11 protein-coding genes, 10 tRNA genes and 3 rRNA genes are annotated in these 15,926 nt (G+C 47.8%); all 24 read right to left on the bottom strand.

The window, feature by feature from the left end; all coding sequences use genetic code 11:
- Window position 1 precedes the first annotated feature (1 nt).
- Window positions 2-1,201, bottom strand: coding sequence for an ATP phosphoribosyltransferase regulatory subunit (locus AC4G47_RS00770; protein WP_491104330.1), 1,200 nt, complete (start codon window positions 1,199-1,201; stop codon window positions 2-4).
- A 404-nt stretch (window positions 1,202-1,605) separates the two neighbouring features.
- Complete coding sequence (locus tag AC4G47_RS00765; RefSeq protein ID WP_491104329.1) at window positions 1,606-2,148, bottom strand: acyltransferase; 543 nt, start codon at window positions 2,146-2,148, stop codon at window positions 1,606-1,608.
- Window positions 2,145-2,801 carry a pyrophosphatase PpaX gene (gene ppaX / locus AC4G47_RS00760; RefSeq protein WP_124118335.1) on the bottom strand — a complete coding sequence of 219 codons (657 nt, stop codon included), beginning with the start codon at window positions 2,799-2,801 and terminating at the stop codon, window positions 2,145-2,147. Before ppaX ends, AC4G47_RS00765 begins: the two co-directional genes overlap by 4 nt.
- Before the next feature lie 6 nt (window positions 2,802-2,807).
- The gene (gene lgt / locus AC4G47_RS00755) at window positions 2,808-3,833 is read right to left on the bottom strand and encodes a prolipoprotein diacylglyceryl transferase (RefSeq protein ID WP_491104327.1); all 1,026 of its coding nucleotides are present in this window, start codon (window positions 3,831-3,833) and stop codon (window positions 2,808-2,810) included.
- A 120-nt stretch (window positions 3,834-3,953) separates the two neighbouring features.
- On the bottom strand, window positions 3,954-4,892 hold the full coding sequence (hprK, locus tag AC4G47_RS00750; protein WP_458124863.1) for an HPr(Ser) kinase/phosphatase: 939 nt from the start codon (window positions 4,890-4,892) through the stop codon (window positions 3,954-3,956).
- Window positions 4,893-5,312: 420 nt separating this feature from the next.
- Entirely contained in the window at window positions 5,313-6,437 is a 1,125-nt protein-coding gene (locus AC4G47_RS00745; RefSeq protein ID WP_062837775.1) for an ABC transporter ATP-binding protein, read from the bottom strand.
- Between the two features lie 103 nt (window positions 6,438-6,540).
- Window positions 6,541-7,737, bottom strand: coding sequence for a PucR family transcriptional regulator (locus AC4G47_RS00740; RefSeq protein ID WP_491104326.1), 1,197 nt, complete (start codon window positions 7,735-7,737; stop codon window positions 6,541-6,543).
- 143 nt (window positions 7,738-7,880) lie between these two features.
- Window positions 7,881-7,953: transfer RNA gene (locus AC4G47_RS00735), tRNA-Lys, on the bottom strand.
- 7 nt (window positions 7,954-7,960) lie between these two features.
- Window positions 7,961-8,046 (bottom strand) — tRNA-Tyr (locus AC4G47_RS00730).
- A 12-nt stretch (window positions 8,047-8,058) separates the two neighbouring features.
- Window positions 8,059-8,131: transfer RNA gene (locus tag AC4G47_RS00725), tRNA-Phe, on the bottom strand.
- 21 nt (window positions 8,132-8,152) lie between these two features.
- Window positions 8,153-8,230, bottom strand: a tRNA-Asp gene (locus AC4G47_RS00720).
- Window positions 8,231-8,239: 9 nt separating this feature from the next.
- Window positions 8,240-8,315, bottom strand: a tRNA-Thr gene (locus AC4G47_RS00715).
- Window positions 8,316-8,320: 5 nt separating this feature from the next.
- Window positions 8,321-8,396: transfer RNA gene (locus AC4G47_RS00710), tRNA-Val, on the bottom strand.
- Between the two features lie 9 nt (window positions 8,397-8,405).
- A tRNA-Met gene (locus AC4G47_RS00705) sits at window positions 8,406-8,482 on the bottom strand.
- Window positions 8,483-8,525: 43 nt separating this feature from the next.
- Window positions 8,526-8,617 (bottom strand) — tRNA-Ser (locus AC4G47_RS00700).
- Between the two features lie 82 nt (window positions 8,618-8,699).
- Window positions 8,700-11,627: ribosomal RNA gene (locus tag AC4G47_RS00695) — 23S ribosomal RNA — on the bottom strand.
- A gap of 206 nt (window positions 11,628-11,833) precedes the next feature.
- Window positions 11,834-11,909, bottom strand: a tRNA-Ala gene (locus tag AC4G47_RS00690).
- A gap of 22 nt (window positions 11,910-11,931) precedes the next feature.
- Window positions 11,932-12,008: transfer RNA gene (locus AC4G47_RS00685), tRNA-Ile, on the bottom strand.
- Window positions 12,009-12,044: 36 nt separating this feature from the next.
- Window positions 12,045-12,161: ribosomal RNA gene (gene rrf, locus AC4G47_RS00680) — 5S ribosomal RNA — on the bottom strand.
- Between the two features lie 156 nt (window positions 12,162-12,317).
- Window positions 12,318-13,870, bottom strand: a 16S ribosomal RNA gene (locus AC4G47_RS00675).
- The 16S, 23S and 5S rRNA genes sit together here with 10 tRNA genes alongside, the layout of an rRNA operon.
- Window positions 13,871-14,217: 347 nt before the next feature.
- Window positions 14,218-14,487 carry a pro-sigmaK processing inhibitor BofA family protein gene (locus AC4G47_RS00670; RefSeq protein WP_458124861.1) on the bottom strand — a complete coding sequence of 90 codons (270 nt, stop codon included), beginning with the start codon at window positions 14,485-14,487 and terminating at the stop codon, window positions 14,218-14,220.
- Between the two features lie 34 nt (window positions 14,488-14,521).
- Window positions 14,522-14,749: a DUF2508 family protein gene (locus tag AC4G47_RS00665; protein WP_458127124.1), complete on the bottom strand. Its 228-nt coding sequence runs from the start codon at window positions 14,747-14,749 to the stop codon at window positions 14,522-14,524.
- 229 nt (window positions 14,750-14,978) lie between these two features.
- On the bottom strand, window positions 14,979-15,578 hold the full coding sequence (gene recR, locus AC4G47_RS00660; RefSeq protein ID WP_062838113.1) for a recombination mediator RecR: 600 nt from the start codon (window positions 15,576-15,578) through the stop codon (window positions 14,979-14,981).
- 34 nt (window positions 15,579-15,612) lie between these two features.
- On the bottom strand, window positions 15,613-15,924 hold the full coding sequence (locus AC4G47_RS00655; protein WP_036607248.1) for a YbaB/EbfC family nucleoid-associated protein: 312 nt from the start codon (window positions 15,922-15,924) through the stop codon (window positions 15,613-15,615).
- Window positions 15,925-15,926: the final 2 nt, after the last annotated feature.

The raw sequence follows: 15,926 nt of genomic DNA, 5'->3' as shown, positions 1-15,926 counted from the left end.
CTCAGCGTCCTCCTTCTTCAGATCCGTAAGTAATAACCTGCTCAGCCTGAACAATTGTTGCACCACTCGATACAGCATTTCCCTCAGCCCCGTCTTCAGGAAGAAGGAGTGTCACTACATTTTGACCCATACTGCGTAATCTTGCTGCTTCTGTTAGTGCCTCGGCCCGACGTTTCGAGCTATATTGGATAAGTATTAGTTTTTTCTCTTCAATGATAATGCCATGAACGCCATCAATAATCCGGTTGGTTTTCAGTGCAAAGCCTGTAGCTGGCAACGAGCGCCCAAACTGTTGTAACAGATTATCATACCGTCCGCCGCTACATACCGGTGAGCCCAGTTCTGCCGCATACCCTTCAAACGTCATGCCCGTATAATAGGAGAAATCACCGATCATCGTCAGATCAATCAGTACATGCTCGGATACACCGTAAGCCTCCAACACTTCGAATACCGCACACAGATGTGCTATCGATTGAGCTGCTTCAGCGCTTGAACTTAGCTCTGCCGCATGTGTGCATACTTCCTTACCACCACGTAGACGCAGGATCGCTTCGAGCTGTTCTTTCAGCTTAGGCTCCAGATTCAATGCTTCAATGGACTGGCGATAGCCGACATAATCACGTCCGAGCAGACCTTCCTTCAATTGCTCCTGCTCAGCGGTCTGGCCTGGAATCACTTCCTCCAATAATCCGTTCAGGAATCCCATATGCCCCATTGCTATTTTAAAAGAAGATACCCCCGCTGCCTGCAAAGAGGCAATTGCTAACGCAACAACTTCTGCATCCGCTTCAGGTGAGTCGTCCCCGACCAGCTCCACGCCTGTCTGGAAGAATTCAGCTTCACGTCCAGCTTCCTCTTCAATGGAGCGGAATACGTTGGCATGGTAGGACAGACGCAGCGGAAACTGCTCATCTTTGAGCATAGACGAAACTACACGTGCTATCGGAGCCGTTAGATCCGATCTTAGCACCAGCGTGGTTCCGCGGCTGTTCAATAATTTAAACAGTTTTCGATCTGATGTAGAGCTTGCTACTCCTACGGTATCGTAATATTCAATCGTTGGCGTGATGATCTGACGGTAACCCCAGCGTTCCATGCATTCCAGTACATTTCGTTCAATCGTCCGTAGCTTGGATACTACATGTGGTGTATAGTCGCGGAATCCGGTCGGTTTTTCAAAACCTTTTGGTTTGGACATTGGTTATATTCACCCCGAGTCAGTAATTTAAGTGTCGCACTCGTTCTATTTCAACAGGATTTATGTAGTGTAAATCCCCATTCTATCTTATAAACCCGAATCACCGTATTGCCGCAAAAGCCTTCAACTATTGGTTTAGTTCAATCTTTATCATGTTTAATTCTCAAGGTGCTTTCACATGGTAAAGTGCTAACAAACTAAAGGATATGGGATATGATAACATGAAATCCGCATTACCGTCAACAATACCGGGGCTTGAACGCCCTTGGATGAACATATTGTTATATACACGCACCGTTACCCTCACCAATCGGTATTTATATACGAAAAAAGCTGCCATCAGCAGCTTTTTACTTCGAATCATCTTCATTGATTCATCTTCATTCATTTATCACTTTATGGACTTAATGCACACTACCCTGAGAAGAATCATCCATGTTAAAGACAGTCTCTTCCGTAGTAGCTGCCGGACGTGATAGATCACGTAGTGGATTGCCTCCAACAAAAGCTCCTGGAGCAACATCCTTATGTACGACAGCTCCGGCAGCCACAACGGCTCCATCCCCTATAGTCACCCCGGGCAGAATTGTTGTATTGGCACCAATCAATACATTTTCCCCGATAATCACCTCACCGAGCCTGTACTCCTTAATGAGATACTCATGAGCGAGAATCGTTGTGTTGTAACCAATGACCGAGTTTTCACCGACCGTTATTTTCTCCGGAAAGAACACATCTACCATCACCATCAGGCCAAAGGCCGTGTGTTTTCCCACCTTCATACCGAGCATCCGGCGGTAAATCCAGTTCTTCACCGGTAGAATCGGACAGTAGCGTGACAACTGGATCCAGATAAAATTACGAACGCCCTTCCACGGACTCACTGTCTTGTAGATATGCCAAAGTGCATTCTGGTCCTCTACCGGATAGCGGGTTACTTTTCTCATGAACGTTCCGTTTCAATACGGATGAGTTTCAACAAGTCTCTCATATCATGCAACATATGATCGGGGCCATATCCATTCAGGATCGTTTCCCCTTTAAGAGACCATGCAACTCCTGCTGAGAGAGCGCCCGCATTTTGTGCCGATTGGATATCCACCGGACTGTCACCCACCATTAACGTTTTGGCAGGATCTGCACCCAGTTCCGTCATGGCTTTCAGTACAGGTTCAGCGTGCGGCTTCGGATTCGTTACGTCAGTCACTGTTACAATCGTCTTCATATACTTCAGTAGATCAAAACGCTCCAGCACCTTTAATGTAGATGGACGAATTTTGGTTGTGACCACGCCCATCACAATGCCAGCCTGATGCAGAGCTTCTACTACCTCAATAACATGCGGAAAAGGTCTAACCATCGCTTCATGATGGATATCATTATAGGCACGGTAACCTTTCACGTACTCGGAGACTTCCTCCTGTCCTGAGAAGGTGCGCATTTGCTGCTCCAGTGTGCCACCCATATGCGGAATAATCTGTTCCCGTGTCCATGGAGCTGAATGTTCCCATCCCCCCATGACATGCTGGAATGAGCTGATAATCAGCTCATTGGTATCAATAATCGTTCCATCCAGATCGAACAGTACCGTGTCAATCATGCTGCATTACTCCTTTTTATCATCAACTTGCTTCGGATCGTCTTTGGCTGGAGGCGTTACCTTATTCTCTTTGCCAGCAACCGTTCCCGTATGCTCCATATCATCTGCAGGAACTTTAGTCGATACAATCGGATCACTGTAACGAACATCCGCTTTACCTGTCACTCTTCTCACCATAATGAATACAACAGCAACAATAATGATGCCAATAGCGAGCAGTTGTGAGATTCTCACATTACCGTATGCAGGATCAAGATACCCTTGTTCGAAGCCCATTGCAGTCATTGGAGACCACAACCCGTCCACTAATGAAGCAACCCACTGCGGAGCCTGGAAGCCCAGACTGTCCGTACGCAAAGCTTCAATAAAGAAGCGGCCGATGGAGTACCAGATGAAATAAGACATGAACAGTTCACCTGAACGCAGAAACTTCTGACGACGCAGAACCAGCAGCAAAACCAAGCCAACGAGACTCCACATCGATTCATACAAAAACGCAGGATGGTGGAACACGCCGTCTATGTTCATTTGATTCACAATAAAGTCTGGCAGATGAAGCTTGTCTCTCAAAAATGATTCTTCTACAGGACCGCCGTAGGCTTCCTGGTTCACAAAATTCCCCCAGCGACCAATTAACTGTCCAACAATCAGTCCAGGCGCACAGATATCGGCCATACGCCAGAAGTTATACCCTTTACGACGGAAGAAAATGACTGCACAGATGATGGCACCGATAAGTGCACCGTAGATGGCGATACCGCCATTCCATATTTTAAAAACATCCCAGAAATTATCCTTATAATCTTCCCATTTAAATGCTACGTAGTAGATGCGGGCGCCAATGATGGCAGATGGTACACCCAACAGAACCATGTCCATGAACACTTCCTGCGGGATATTGTATCTTTTACCCTCCCGGATCACGAGCAATAGTCCTACAAGTGCTGCGGCACCAAGAATAAGCCCGTACCAGTGAACCTTTAACGCTCCGATAGAGAACGCGATCGGGTTCAACAGTAATAATGTATCCATTCATTCACACTCCTATAGATTCGATCAATCGCACGCATGACGAATGGTTGGCATGCCCTGCGCCTTCAGAGAAGCAGTACATGTCAACCATTTATCATAAGTTCAATTTATATATGCTTCTTAATCCATGTCTTCCATATCTTCCGAGATGGTTGCTGTCAGCTTGTTCGTGAATTGCAGTGCAGCATTAAGACCCATCTGTTTCAGACGATAGTTCATGCCGGCCACTTCGATAATAACGGCCAAGTTCCGTCCCGGACGAACAGGAATCGTAACGAGTGGCACATCGGTATCAATGATCCGTGTAGTCTCCTCATCCAGACCCAGACGATCATATTGTTTATCCTGCTGCCATGCTTCCAGACGTACAACCAAGGTAATCCGTTTGTTATTACGAACCGCACCGGCTCCGAACAAAGTCATGACGTTGATAATACCCACGCCTCGAATTTCGAGTAAATGGCGGATCAGTTCAGGTGCAGTACCGTGCAGCTGAAAGTCTGATGTTTGGCGGATTTCTACGGCATCATCGGCAATCAGCCGGTGTCCGCGTTTAACCAGTTCAAGCGCTGTTTCGCTCTTACCAATACCGCTACTACCTGTGATCAACATACCAACCCCGTATACATCACACAGTACACCATGAATCGTTGCAGTAGGTGCTAATTTGCCCTCCAAAAATCCGGTAATCCGGCTGGACAGAATCGTTGTGGCCATATTACTGCGCAATACAGCCAGGTCCCGTTCTTCACTGATATCAATCAGTTCTTGCGGAACTTCAAGTCCGCGCGTTACAACGATACAAGGCGTCTCTTCCGTACAAAGACGTTGCATACGATCACGTCGTTCTTGCTCCGGCAACATTGCGAAAAAGGCAAGCTCCGTTCTTCCAAGCAACTGTACGCGTTCTTGTGGATGGTATTCAAAATAACCGGCCATTTCCAGACCAGGACGGTTCAGATCATCTACCGTAATGACTCTTTTCAGCCCTTGAGATCCAGAAACAACCTCCAACTGAAACTGCTGTACCAATTCGGATACTTTCACTTTTTTCGCCATTTGTCTCTTCCTTTCAGCATTCGCTGTCTCTCTATGTAATTCAGATCGTGTATCAGTTCTTTCCATTATTAGCGCATTCACAACATTGGGTACAGATTGCATACCCTTCCAACAGTCGATTCTCTTAATAATAAGAAGACAGACCTTCAAATAATCTTAAATGAATTCCGAGCTGAATGCAATCGGGGCCTGCCACAACCATTAGTAAGAAAAAGTCTTCTGATCGAAGCCGTATCGAGGATGCTACATTCGTGGTTTAGTAGATTTCTTACGATCATCGAATCCTTCAGACCCGCTGAAAACGTATAGATTCAATAATCTTAAAAAAGCCCCTTCCAGCAATAACGGAAGGGGCTCTCAATACAATGTATAATTGCGTTAACTGTCAGGTTCCATCGTCACCGAGGAATCTCAGTATTATTAGTCTTGAAGAAGTACGTTCACTTCAGTCTCTTTGTCAAAAATATGAACTTTGTTCATATCGATGGCCATTTTAACTGTAGAACCATCACGAGTGTTAGAACGTCCGTCTACACGTGCGATCGTTGTATCATTACCAACACCGCTCAAGTAGAGGAGCATTTCGTGACCCAAGTTCTCTGTTACATCTACGTGAGTAGAGAATACAGAGTTCGGGGATGCTTCCAGGAATACTGGCTCTTCGTGAATGTCTTCTGGACGAACACCCAGAATCACTTCTTTGCCAATGTATCCTCTAGATTTCAACACTTGTGCTTTACCTTGCGGGATTTCTACATCCACGCCTGGAGCTACGAAGTGAAGATTAGCACCTTGCTCAGCCAGTTTACCCGAGATAAAGTTCATTGTCGGGGAACCGATGAAACCAGCTACGAACAGGTTAGCCGGCAGGTTATACAACTCTTCCGGAGAAGCTGCTTGTTGGATGATACCATCCTTCATAACAACGATCCGATCACCCATCGTCATAGCTTCGATCTGGTCATGCGTTACGTAGATAACAGTCGTTTCCAAACGTTTCGCAAGTTTAGTGATCTCTGCACGCATTTGACCACGCAGTTTAGCATCCAAGTTGGAGAGAGGCTCATCCATCAAGAACACTTGTGGATCACGGACAATCGCACGTCCCAAAGCGACACGTTGACGTTGACCACCGGACAATGCCTTAGGTTTACGCTCAAGCAAATGCTCGATATCCAGGATTTTAGCTGCTTCACGTACACGTTTGTCGATCTCATCTTTTTTAACCTTACGCAATTTCAAACCAAACGCCATGTTTTGATATACGCTCATATGCGGATACAAGGCATAGGATTGGAATACCATCGCGATATCGCGGTCTTTAGGTGCAACATCATTAACGACACGGTCACCGATATAGAGTTTACCTTCAGAAATTTCCTCAAGGCCTGCGATCATACGCAGTGTTGTTGATTTACCACAACCGGACGGACCTACCAACACCAGAAATTCTTTATCTTTAATGTCCAGGTTAATGTCAACTACAGTTGCTTTATCAGAACCCGGGTATTTTTTGAAAATATGCTCTAAACGTACTCCAGCCATGATTGTTGCCTCCTCAGAGATCATTTTGTAATCGAATACAATTTGTATTTTTATAATACCCTATCTACGTGAAGTTTGACTATTCGCAAACTGCACAAAAATATCAATGCTTTTTCGTCACTTTGTACATAAGCAGCAAAAACTGCACCAGAACAGCACTTTCGAAGTGCCTCACATCATAGCCAATCTCCTGTTTGATCTTGTCCAGACGGTATACCAACGTGTTACGATGAATGAAAAGACGTTTAGCTGTCTCGCTAACATTACAGTCCAGGCTAAAAAAGGTTTCAAGCGTAGCAAGTGTCTCACTGTCATTGAAGATTAACGTGTCTTTGCCTGTTTCCTGTATAAAACGTATGCGTTGTTCATCTGGAATGCTCGCTACCAACCGCTCCAGGTGCAGATCCCATGGAAGATGGATATGCTGCGTAACATGGAACGCCCTGCCCAATTGAACACTCTCTTTAAGAAGAGCTGTGACCGATACTAGTTGTTGTGCCGGAATGCATGGTAGGGATGCAGAGAGATGGAACACGCCTGCCCACTCACTTGCGACCAATTCATGCAGCCCCAGACAAAAAGCGTTTAGTGAGTCTTTCTTGGCCTCCGTCGTATCTTCCTCGGCTTCTTCTGTAACAATCTCTTTATCCCCCATGAAAATCCACTCTTGCTCCCCTAAAGGAATCAATACAATCTCCTCGCCAAAATAACTCTCGAGCAACTTGTTGAGTTCCTTGGAACGTAAACGATGTGCATCTGGTGTATCCCCTTGCAACAAGAACAGAATCTTCTCCGTATTCAATCCTGCCGCCACTAAAAACCGATCAGGAACAGCTTCAGAATCCTGCTTGGTTGGTTGTTCGATCTGCACTTTAAGCCAGAGACCCAATTCAGTTAGATACTGCTCTCTATCATTCTCATATACAACAGGCTGTGCCTCAGCGGTTAGTCCCGTGTTAGTACGGATCAAAAGCTCAATTAATTGCCGTGTTTCCACAGTGATAGACCTTGCAGCACATCCCCAACACACGACGGTCTCTTCTTTTTCATTCATCCGAACCTTAAAAAATATACGCTCTCCCGTATTCAGACTGATCACATTGGATAATGAACCTTGAGATCTAGATTGATCAGGCAGCTCCTGACTCTCACCTTCATCACCAAAGTTCTCCGATTGTCCATGAAGAGAAACCAAATTCTCCACAGATTGCATCCATTCTTGTATTGTGATTTCGTATTCATCCAAAGTTGTACCTATAATGACTTCAATTTGTTGTTTTAGATCAGGTATGAGCTTCATATAATGAACGCCACCACTCTGCTTATTTTCTACTATTTTATCATATCTTGCACAGCATTAATAAATATCCATATTCAGCTAAAATTACATAACAAAAAAGAGTGACTAATCAAATTAATGATTAATCACTCTTTTCTAAAAGATGAGTCATGAAGGGCTCGAACCTTCGACACCCTGATTAAAAGTCAGGTGCTCTACCAACTGAGCTAATGACTCATAAAACTGGTGGAGGATGATGGATTCGAACCACCGAACCCGTACGGGAGCAGATTTACAGTCTGATGCGTTTGGCCACTTCGCTAATCCTCCAAGGATTAAAGGTGGCTCGGGACGGAATCGAACCGCCGACACGAGGATTTTCAGTCCTCTGCTCTACCGACTGAGCTACCGAGCCATATTTAATTTTTAGGATTAATGGCGGAACCGACGGGATTCGAACCCGCGATCTCCTGCGTGACAGGCAGGCATGTTAGGCCAACTACACCACGGTTCCAGGCATTAATGGTGCCGGCGAGAGGACTTGAACCCCCAACCTACTGATTACAAGTCAGTTGCTCTACCAGTTGAGCTACACCGGCGTATATGGTGGAGGCTGAGGGGATCGAACCCCCGACCCTCTGCTTGTAAGGCAGATGCTCTCCCAGCTGAGCTAAGCCTCCTGGGTAATATGGTAGCGGCGGAGGGGATCGAACCCCCGACCTTACGGGTATGAACCGTACGCTCTAGCCAGCTGAGCTACACCGCCATATTAATTGTGTCTTGATTGCTTGTCCATCTTAAGGTAAAGATGGCGGAGAGAGAGGGATTCGAACCCTCGCACCGCTTACGCAGTCTAACCCCTTAGCAGAGGGTCCCCTTATAGCCACTTGGGTATCTCTCCAAATAACAATCTTCAACATCATTCAAGGATTGCTCCCTGAAAACTAGATTCGAAACGAAACATGCGATTTAAAAACTTGCTATTGGATAAGCCCTCGACCGATTAGTACTGGTCAGCTCCATGCATTGCTGCACTTCCACCCCCAGCCTATCTACCTCGTCGTCTTCAAGGGGTCTTACATACTGGGAAATCTCATCTTGAGGGGGGCTTCACGCTTAGATGCTTTCAGCGTTTATCCCTTCCGTACATAGCTACCCAGCGGTGCTCCTGGCGGAACAACTGGTACACCAGCGGTACGTCCATCCCGGTCCTCTCGTACTAAGGACAGCTCCTCTCAAATTTCCTACGCCCACGACAGATAGGGACCGAACTGTCTCACGACGTTCTGAACCCAGCTCGCGTACCGCTTTAATGGGCGAACAGCCCAACCCTTGGGACCTACTTCAGCCCCAGGATGCGATGAGCCGACATCGAGGTGCCAAACCTCCCCGTCGATGTGGACTCTTGGGGGAGATAAGCCTGTTATCCCCAGGGTAGCTTTTATCCGTTGAGCGATGGCCCTTCCATGCGGTACCACCGGATCACTAAGCCCGACTTTCGTCCCTGCTCGACTTGTAGGTCTCGCAGTCAAGCTCCCTTATGCCTTTGCACTCTTCGAATGATTTCCAACCATTCTGAGGGAACCTTTGGGCGCCTCCGTTACTCTTTAGGAGGCGACCGCCCCAGTCAAACTGCCCACCTGACACTGTCCCCGCACCGGATTACGGTACCAGGTTAGAACCTAGATACGATCAGGGTGGTATCCCAACGTTGCCTCCACGCAAGCTGGCGCTCACGCTTCAAAGGCTCCCACCTATCCTGTACAGATCGTACCCAAATTCAATATCAAGCTGCAGTAAAGCTCCATGGGGTCTTTCCGTCTTGTCGCGGGTAACCTGCATCTTCACAGGTATTAAAATTTCACCGGATCTCTCGTTGAGACAGCGCCCAAGTCGTTACGCCATTCGTGCGGGTCAGAATTTACCTGACAAGGAATTTCGCTACCTTAGGACCGTTATAGTTACGGCCGCCGTTTACTGGGGCTTCGGTTCACAGCTTCGGGATTACTCCCTAACCACTCCCCTTAACCTTCCAGCACCGGGCAGGCGTCAGCCCGTATACTTCGCCTTACGGCTTCGCACAGACCTGTGTTTTTGCTAAACAGTCGCTTGGGCCTTTTCACTGCGGCCCCCTCGTGCTATTCACACTACCGGGGCACCCCTTCTCCCGAAGTTACGGGGTCATTTTGCCGAGTTCCTTAACGAGAGTTCTTCCGCGCGCCTTAGAATACTCTTCTCGCCTACCTGTGTCGGTTTGCGGTACGGGCACCATCACCTGGCTAGAGGCTTTTCTTGGCAGTGTGAGATCATGACCTTCGCTACTGTAATTTTCACTCCCCATCACAGCTCAGCCTTACGATGTGCGGATTTGCCTACACATCAGCCTTACTGCTTAGACGGACATCCATCAGTCCGCGTCACTACCCTACTGCGTCCCCCCATTGCTCATAACGGCTTACGGTGGTACAGGAATTTCGACCTGTTGTCCTTCGACTACGCCTTTCGGCCTCGCCTTAGGTCCCGACTTACCCTGAGCGGACGAGCCTTCCTCAGGAACCCTTAGGCTTTCGGCGGATCAGATTCTCACTGATCTTTTCGTTACTCATACCGGCATTCTCACTTGTATAATGTCCAGCGCTCCTTACGGTACACCTTCAACCCTTATACAACGCTCCCCTACCCCTGATACATCGTATCAAGCCATAGCTTCGGTGGTGTGTTTAGCCCCGTTACATTTTCGGCGCAGAGTCACTCGACCAGTGAGCTATTACGCACTCTTTAAATGATGGCTGCTTCTAAGCCAACATCCTGGTTGTCTGTGCAACTCCACATCCTTTCCCACTTAACACACACTTGGGGACCTTAGCTGATGGTCTGGGCTGTTTCCCTTTTGACAATGGATCTTAGCACTCACTGTCTGACTCCCGGAAGTAAGTCTATGGCATTCGGAGTTTGACTGAGCTTGGTAACCCTTGCGGGCCCCGCACCCAATCAGTGCTCTACCTCCACGACTCTGTTTTCCGAGGCTAGCCCTAAAGCTATTTCGGGGAGAACCAGCTATCTCCGAGTTCGATTGGAATTTCTCCGCTACCCCCACCTCATCCCCGCATTTTTCAACATGCGTGGGTTCGGGCCTCCAGTGCGTGTTACCGCACCTTCACCCTGGACAGGGGTAGATCACCCGGTTTCGGGTCTACGTCCACGTACTATGTCGCCCTATTCAGACTCGCTTTCGCTGCGGCTCCGGCTCTTCACCTTAACCTTGCACGGGAACGTAACTCGCCGGTTCATTCTACAAAAGGCACGCCATCACCCCTAAAACGGGCTCTGACTTTTTGTAAGCACACGGTTTCAGGTTCTATTTCACTCCCCTTCCGGGGTGCTTTTCACCTTTCCCTCACGGTACTGCTTCACTATCGGTCGCTAGGAAGTATTTAGCCTTGGCAGATGGTCCTGCCGGATTCATACGGGGTTTCACGTGCCCCGCACTACTCGGGATCCGTCTCGGAGGGAACCAACTTTCAATTACAGGGCTTTTACCTTCTTTGGCGGGCCTTTCCAGACCTCTTCGCTTAACCGGTTCCTTTGTAACTCCATGTGAGACGTCCCACAACCCCAAAGAGCAAGCTCTCTGGTTTGGGCTTCTCCGCGTTCGCTCGCCGCTACTGACGGAATCACTATTGTTTTCTCTTCCTCAGGGTACTTAGATGTTTCAGTTCCCCTGGTATGCCTCTACACAACCTATGTATTCAGTTGTGAGTAACTGGAAATTACCCCAGCTGGGTTTCCCCATTCGGACACCCCCGGATCAAAGCTTGCTTACAGCTCCCCGAGGCAGTTTCGTTGTTCGCCACGTCCTTCATCGGCTCCTAGCGCCTAGGCATCCTCCGTGTGCTCTTAGTAGCTTAACCATATTGCTCCGGTTTTGACTGCTCGCTTCCCTTGTTTTGCTTGCGCAAAGCCAAAAGTCACTCCCATTCAATACCATCGCAAAAGCAATTAACTACCGTTTTTATTGAAACTTGTTTGCACAAGTTCAGCTAAAAAGGAATGTTCTAATTCGCGTTTGTTTCGTTTCGATATCTAGTTTTCAAAGAACAAACTGGTAAAACATTTTTGGTGGAGCCAAGCGGGATCGAACCGCTGACCTCCTGCTTGCAAGGCAGGCGCTCTCCCAGCTGAGCTATGGCCCCATATGAAGTTAAAAGGTGTAGATGGTGGGCCCTGGTGGACTCGAACCACCGGCCTCACCCTTATCAGAGGTGCGCTCTAACCAACTGAGCTAAGGGCCCACATTATATATACTATTTGAACCCAAAATGGGTTACGCTTGGCGGCGTTCTACTCTCCCAGGACCCTGCGGTCCAAGTACCATTGACGCTGAAGGGCTTAACGGTCGTGTTCGGGATGGGAACGTGTGGAACCCCTTCGCTATCGCCACCAAACGTTTGAGAGTTTGAACTCTCAAAACTGAGCAACGAGTGAGTGTTTTGCTCTTCATTTCATCCACACCAAGGTGAAGGACCAAAATGAATTGCGGTCGCAGGTTCTAAGAACCTGCTTATTTGAATGTTTCCGTTACAGGAAACGATTCTCCATAGAAAGGAGGTGATCCAGCCGCACCTTCCGATACGGCTACCTTGTTACGACTTCACCCCAATCATCTATCCCACCTTCGGCGGCTGGCTCCTTGCGGTTACCCCACCGACTTCGGGTGTTATAAACTCTCGTGGTGTGACGGGCGGTGTGTACAAGACCCGGGAACGTATTCACCGCGGCATGCTGATCCGCGATTACTAGCAATTCCGACTTCATGCAGGCGAGTTGCAGCCTGCAATCCGAACTGAGACCGGCTTTGTTGGGATTGGCTCCATCTCGCGATTTCGCAGCCCGTTGTACCGGCCATTGTAGTACGTGTGTAGCCCAGGTCATAAGGGGCATGATGATTTGACGTCATCCCCACCTTCCTCCGGTTTGTCACCGGCAGTCTATCTAGAGTGCCCACCCGAAGTGCTGGCAACTAAATATAAGGGTTGCGCTCGTTGCGGGACTTAACCCAACATCTCACGACACGAGCTGACGACAACCATGCACCACCTGTCTCCTCTGTCCCGAAGGAAAGATACATCTCTGTACCGGTCAGAGGGATGTCAAGACCTGGTAAGGTTCTTCGCGTTGCTTCGAATTAAACCACATACTCCACTGCTTGTGCGGGTCCCCGTCAATTCCTTTGAGTTTCAGTCTTGCGACCGTACTCCCCAGGCGGAGTGCTTAATGTGTTAACTTCGGCACCAAGGGTATCGAAACCCCTAACACCTAGCACTCATCGTTTACGGCGTGGACTACCAGGGTATCTAATCCTGTTTGCTCCCCACGCTTTCGCGCCTCAGCGTCAGTTACAGCCCAGAGAGTCGCCTTCGCCACTGGTGTTCCTCCACATATCTACGCATTTCACCGCTACACGTGGAATTCCACTCTCCTCTTCTGCACTCAAGTCACCCAGTTTCCAGTGCGATCCGGGGTTGAGCCCCGGGATTAAACACCAGACTTAAATGACCGCCTGCGCGCGCTTTACGCCCAATAATTCCGGACAACGCTTGCCCCCTACGTATTACCGCGGCTGCTGGCACGTAGTTAGCCGGGGCTTTCTTCTCAGGTACCGTCACCTTGAGAGCAGTTACTCTCCCAAGCGTTCTTCCCTGGCAACAGAGCTTTACGATCCGAAAACCTTCATCACTCACGCGGCATTGCTCCGTCAGGCTTTCGCCCATTGCGGAAGATTCCCTACTGCTGCCTCCCGTAGGAGTCTGGGCCGTGTCTCAGTCCCAGTGTGGCCGATCACCCTCTCAGGTCGGCTACGCATCGTCGCCTTGGTGAGCCGTTACCTCACCAACTAGCTAATGCGCCGCAGGCCCATCCTCAAGTGACAGATTGCTCCGTCTTTCCAGTTTCCTTCAGGCGAAGAAAACAACTATTCGGTATTAGCTACCGTTTCCGGTAGTTGTCCCAAACTTGAGGGCAGGTTGCCTACGTGTTACTCACCCGTCCGCCGCTAACCATCAGAGAAGCAAGCTTCTCTTCAAGTCCGCTCGACTTGCATGTATTAGGCATGCCGCCAGCGTTCGTCCTGAGCCAGGATCAAACTCTCCAATAAAGTATTGAAAAGAGCGATAAGCTCATTTTGAATCTGACGAGATTAAAAATCTCATTTGTGCTCCAGTTGATCCAAGCCACGGCTTGTTTCAAACTTTCGCGTTCATCCTGCAAGCAGAATGTTTACTCACTCGTTGTTCAGTTTTCAAAGATCAAACTTGTTTTTTGTCACCATTTTCTCTCAGCGGCGACTTTTATAATATATCACACTTCGTTTGTTTTGGTCAAGTGTTTTTTTGAAATTCTTTTTCGAAGTTCGTAATGAACTTCTTCATTTCATCAAAAGCATGTAACCAAGCAAGCAAAGCAACGAGATATAATGTACCATATAAATATCCTAGGAGTCAACTATCCGAACAAAGAAATTTTCAGCCCCAATAACAGGCCCACACCTGGCAATCCCAAAACAGTTACAGTCCCTATCGTTGCAGGGTTCAGCGGGATGTAGACACCTGTAATCCAGCCGGAATAATTCACGATGTATATCCCTACTGCAGCCAGCACCAGATGAATTCCGAAAGACGTGAAAAATGATAACCCTATTCGCTTTCTGAACAATACAACGATAAGTCCCAGTAACGATAAAACCAATACACTCCCCAATATAATACTCTTCATATGGTACACCTCCGTGTTTAATGTAAATCTAACTCTACATACTAACCCCTCGCTGTGATGTAACATCATCATTTGCTCTGGCTCGCTTCGCTCTCTTCAAATGAATCTGGTACTTCCGTTCGGCCGCCTCTAACACATAAATGGCATAATCAATCTCATCCTGCCCCTGCGCATCTTCGAACTGTCTCATTGCCCGCTCCCATTCCTGCTTTGCCAACTGAATATCTTCATAGATTTGATCTGCCTCAAGTTCCTTCAACATTCTGTTGTGCTTCTCCATCGAGTTCCGTGTATTTCGCCACATAAACATAAACTCTCCCCCTCCTGATCAGTGCAGTATATTCTCATACTTATCAGGGAAAGGACAAACTTAGAACTTGGACATTTCATTTTCCTCACAAAAAAAGAGAGCCCTAAGGCTCTCTTGGCAAAAAGAATCATATTTAGAACACGAAGTTTCTCGGAAGTACACTGTGTTTAAAACAAATACACTAACGCATCTCCCTGCGCCCTTCCAAGGCTTTCGAAAGAGTCACCTCATCGGCATACTCCAGATCGCCTCCTACAGGCAATCCATGGGCAATTCGAGTCACACTGATCTCAAACGGACGCACCAAGCGGGAGATGTACATCGCTGTAGCCTCGCCCTCAATATTGGGGTTCGTCGCCAGAATGATCTCTTTTATACGTTCATCACTTAATCGAATCAGAAGTTCCTTCAAACGAATATCGTCCGGACCAATTCCCTCCATAGGTGAAATCGCGCCCTGTAACACATGATAGTATCCATCGAATTCTTTGGTGCGCTCCATGGCCACCAGATCTTTCGAATCCTGGACTACACAGATTACAGAGACATCCCTGGACTTATCCTGACAGATGCGACACGGGTCCGTATCGGTAATATTACAACACACCGAGCAGTAATGAAGGTTACGCTTCACACTCACGAGTGCTTTGGCAAAATCGATAACGTCATCTTCCTTCATGTTAAGCACATGAAAAGCTAAACGCGCTGCTGTCTTGGGGCCCACACCTGGCAAACGGGTAAAGGCATCAATCAGCTTGGCTATTGGTTCGGGATAATACAATCGATTATGTCTCCTTTGACAGGATCAATTTAAATTAAAATAGTCCCGGAATATTCATGCCGCCTGTGAACTTGCCCATATCTTTGTTGGCAATCTCATCAGCTTTGGCCATTGCATCATTAACTGCTGTCATAACGAGATCCTGCAACATTTCAACATCTTCCGGATCTACCGCTTCAGGTTTGATCGTGATAGCAAGCAATTTCTTGTGTCCGTTAACTTCAGCAGTTACAACGCCGCCGCCGGAAGTACCTTGGACTGTTTTGTCCGCCAGTTCCTCTTGTGCTTTCAGCATTTGCTCCTGCATCTTCTTCACTTGTTTCATCATTTGGTTCATGTTGTTCATAA

Source organism: Paenibacillus sp. Negev47, assembly GCF_058313655.1.
Note: the sequence above shows the minus strand (reverse complement) of the source record. Positions and strands in the feature narration are given on the sequence as shown.

Coding starts and splice junctions, on each gene's coding strand:
- AC4G47_RS00670 (WP_458124861.1), bottom strand. CDS start 14,487: ATGAAGAGTATTATATTGGGGAGTGTATTGGTTTTATCGTTACTGGGA.
- AC4G47_RS00765 (WP_491104329.1), bottom strand. CDS start 2,148: ATGAGAAAAGTAACCCGCTATCCGGTAGAGGACCAGAATGCACTTTGG.
- lgt (WP_491104327.1), bottom strand. CDS start 3,833: ATGGATACATTATTACTGTTGAACCCGATCGCGTTCTCTATCGGAGCG.
- AC4G47_RS00745 (WP_062837775.1), bottom strand. CDS start 6,437: ATGGCTGGAGTACGTTTAGAGCATATTTTCAAAAAATACCCGGGTTCT.
- AC4G47_RS00770 (WP_491104330.1), bottom strand. CDS start 1,201: ATGTCCAAACCAAAAGGTTTTGAAAAACCGACCGGATTCCGCGACTAT.
- AC4G47_RS00740 (WP_491104326.1), bottom strand. CDS start 7,737: ATGAAGCTCATACCTGATCTAAAACAACAAATTGAAGTCATTATAGGT.
- AC4G47_RS00655 (WP_036607248.1), bottom strand. CDS start 15,924: ATGAACAACATGAACCAAATGATGAAACAAGTGAAGAAGATGCAGGAG.
- AC4G47_RS00665 (WP_458127124.1), bottom strand. CDS start 14,749: ATGTTGAAGGAACTTGAGGCAGATCAAATCTATGAAGATATTCAGTTG.
- ppaX (WP_124118335.1), bottom strand. CDS start 2,801: ATGATTGACACGGTACTGTTCGATCTGGATGGAACGATTATTGATACC.
- hprK (WP_458124863.1), bottom strand. CDS start 4,892: ATGGCGAAAAAAGTGAAAGTATCCGAATTGGTACAGCAGTTTCAGTTG.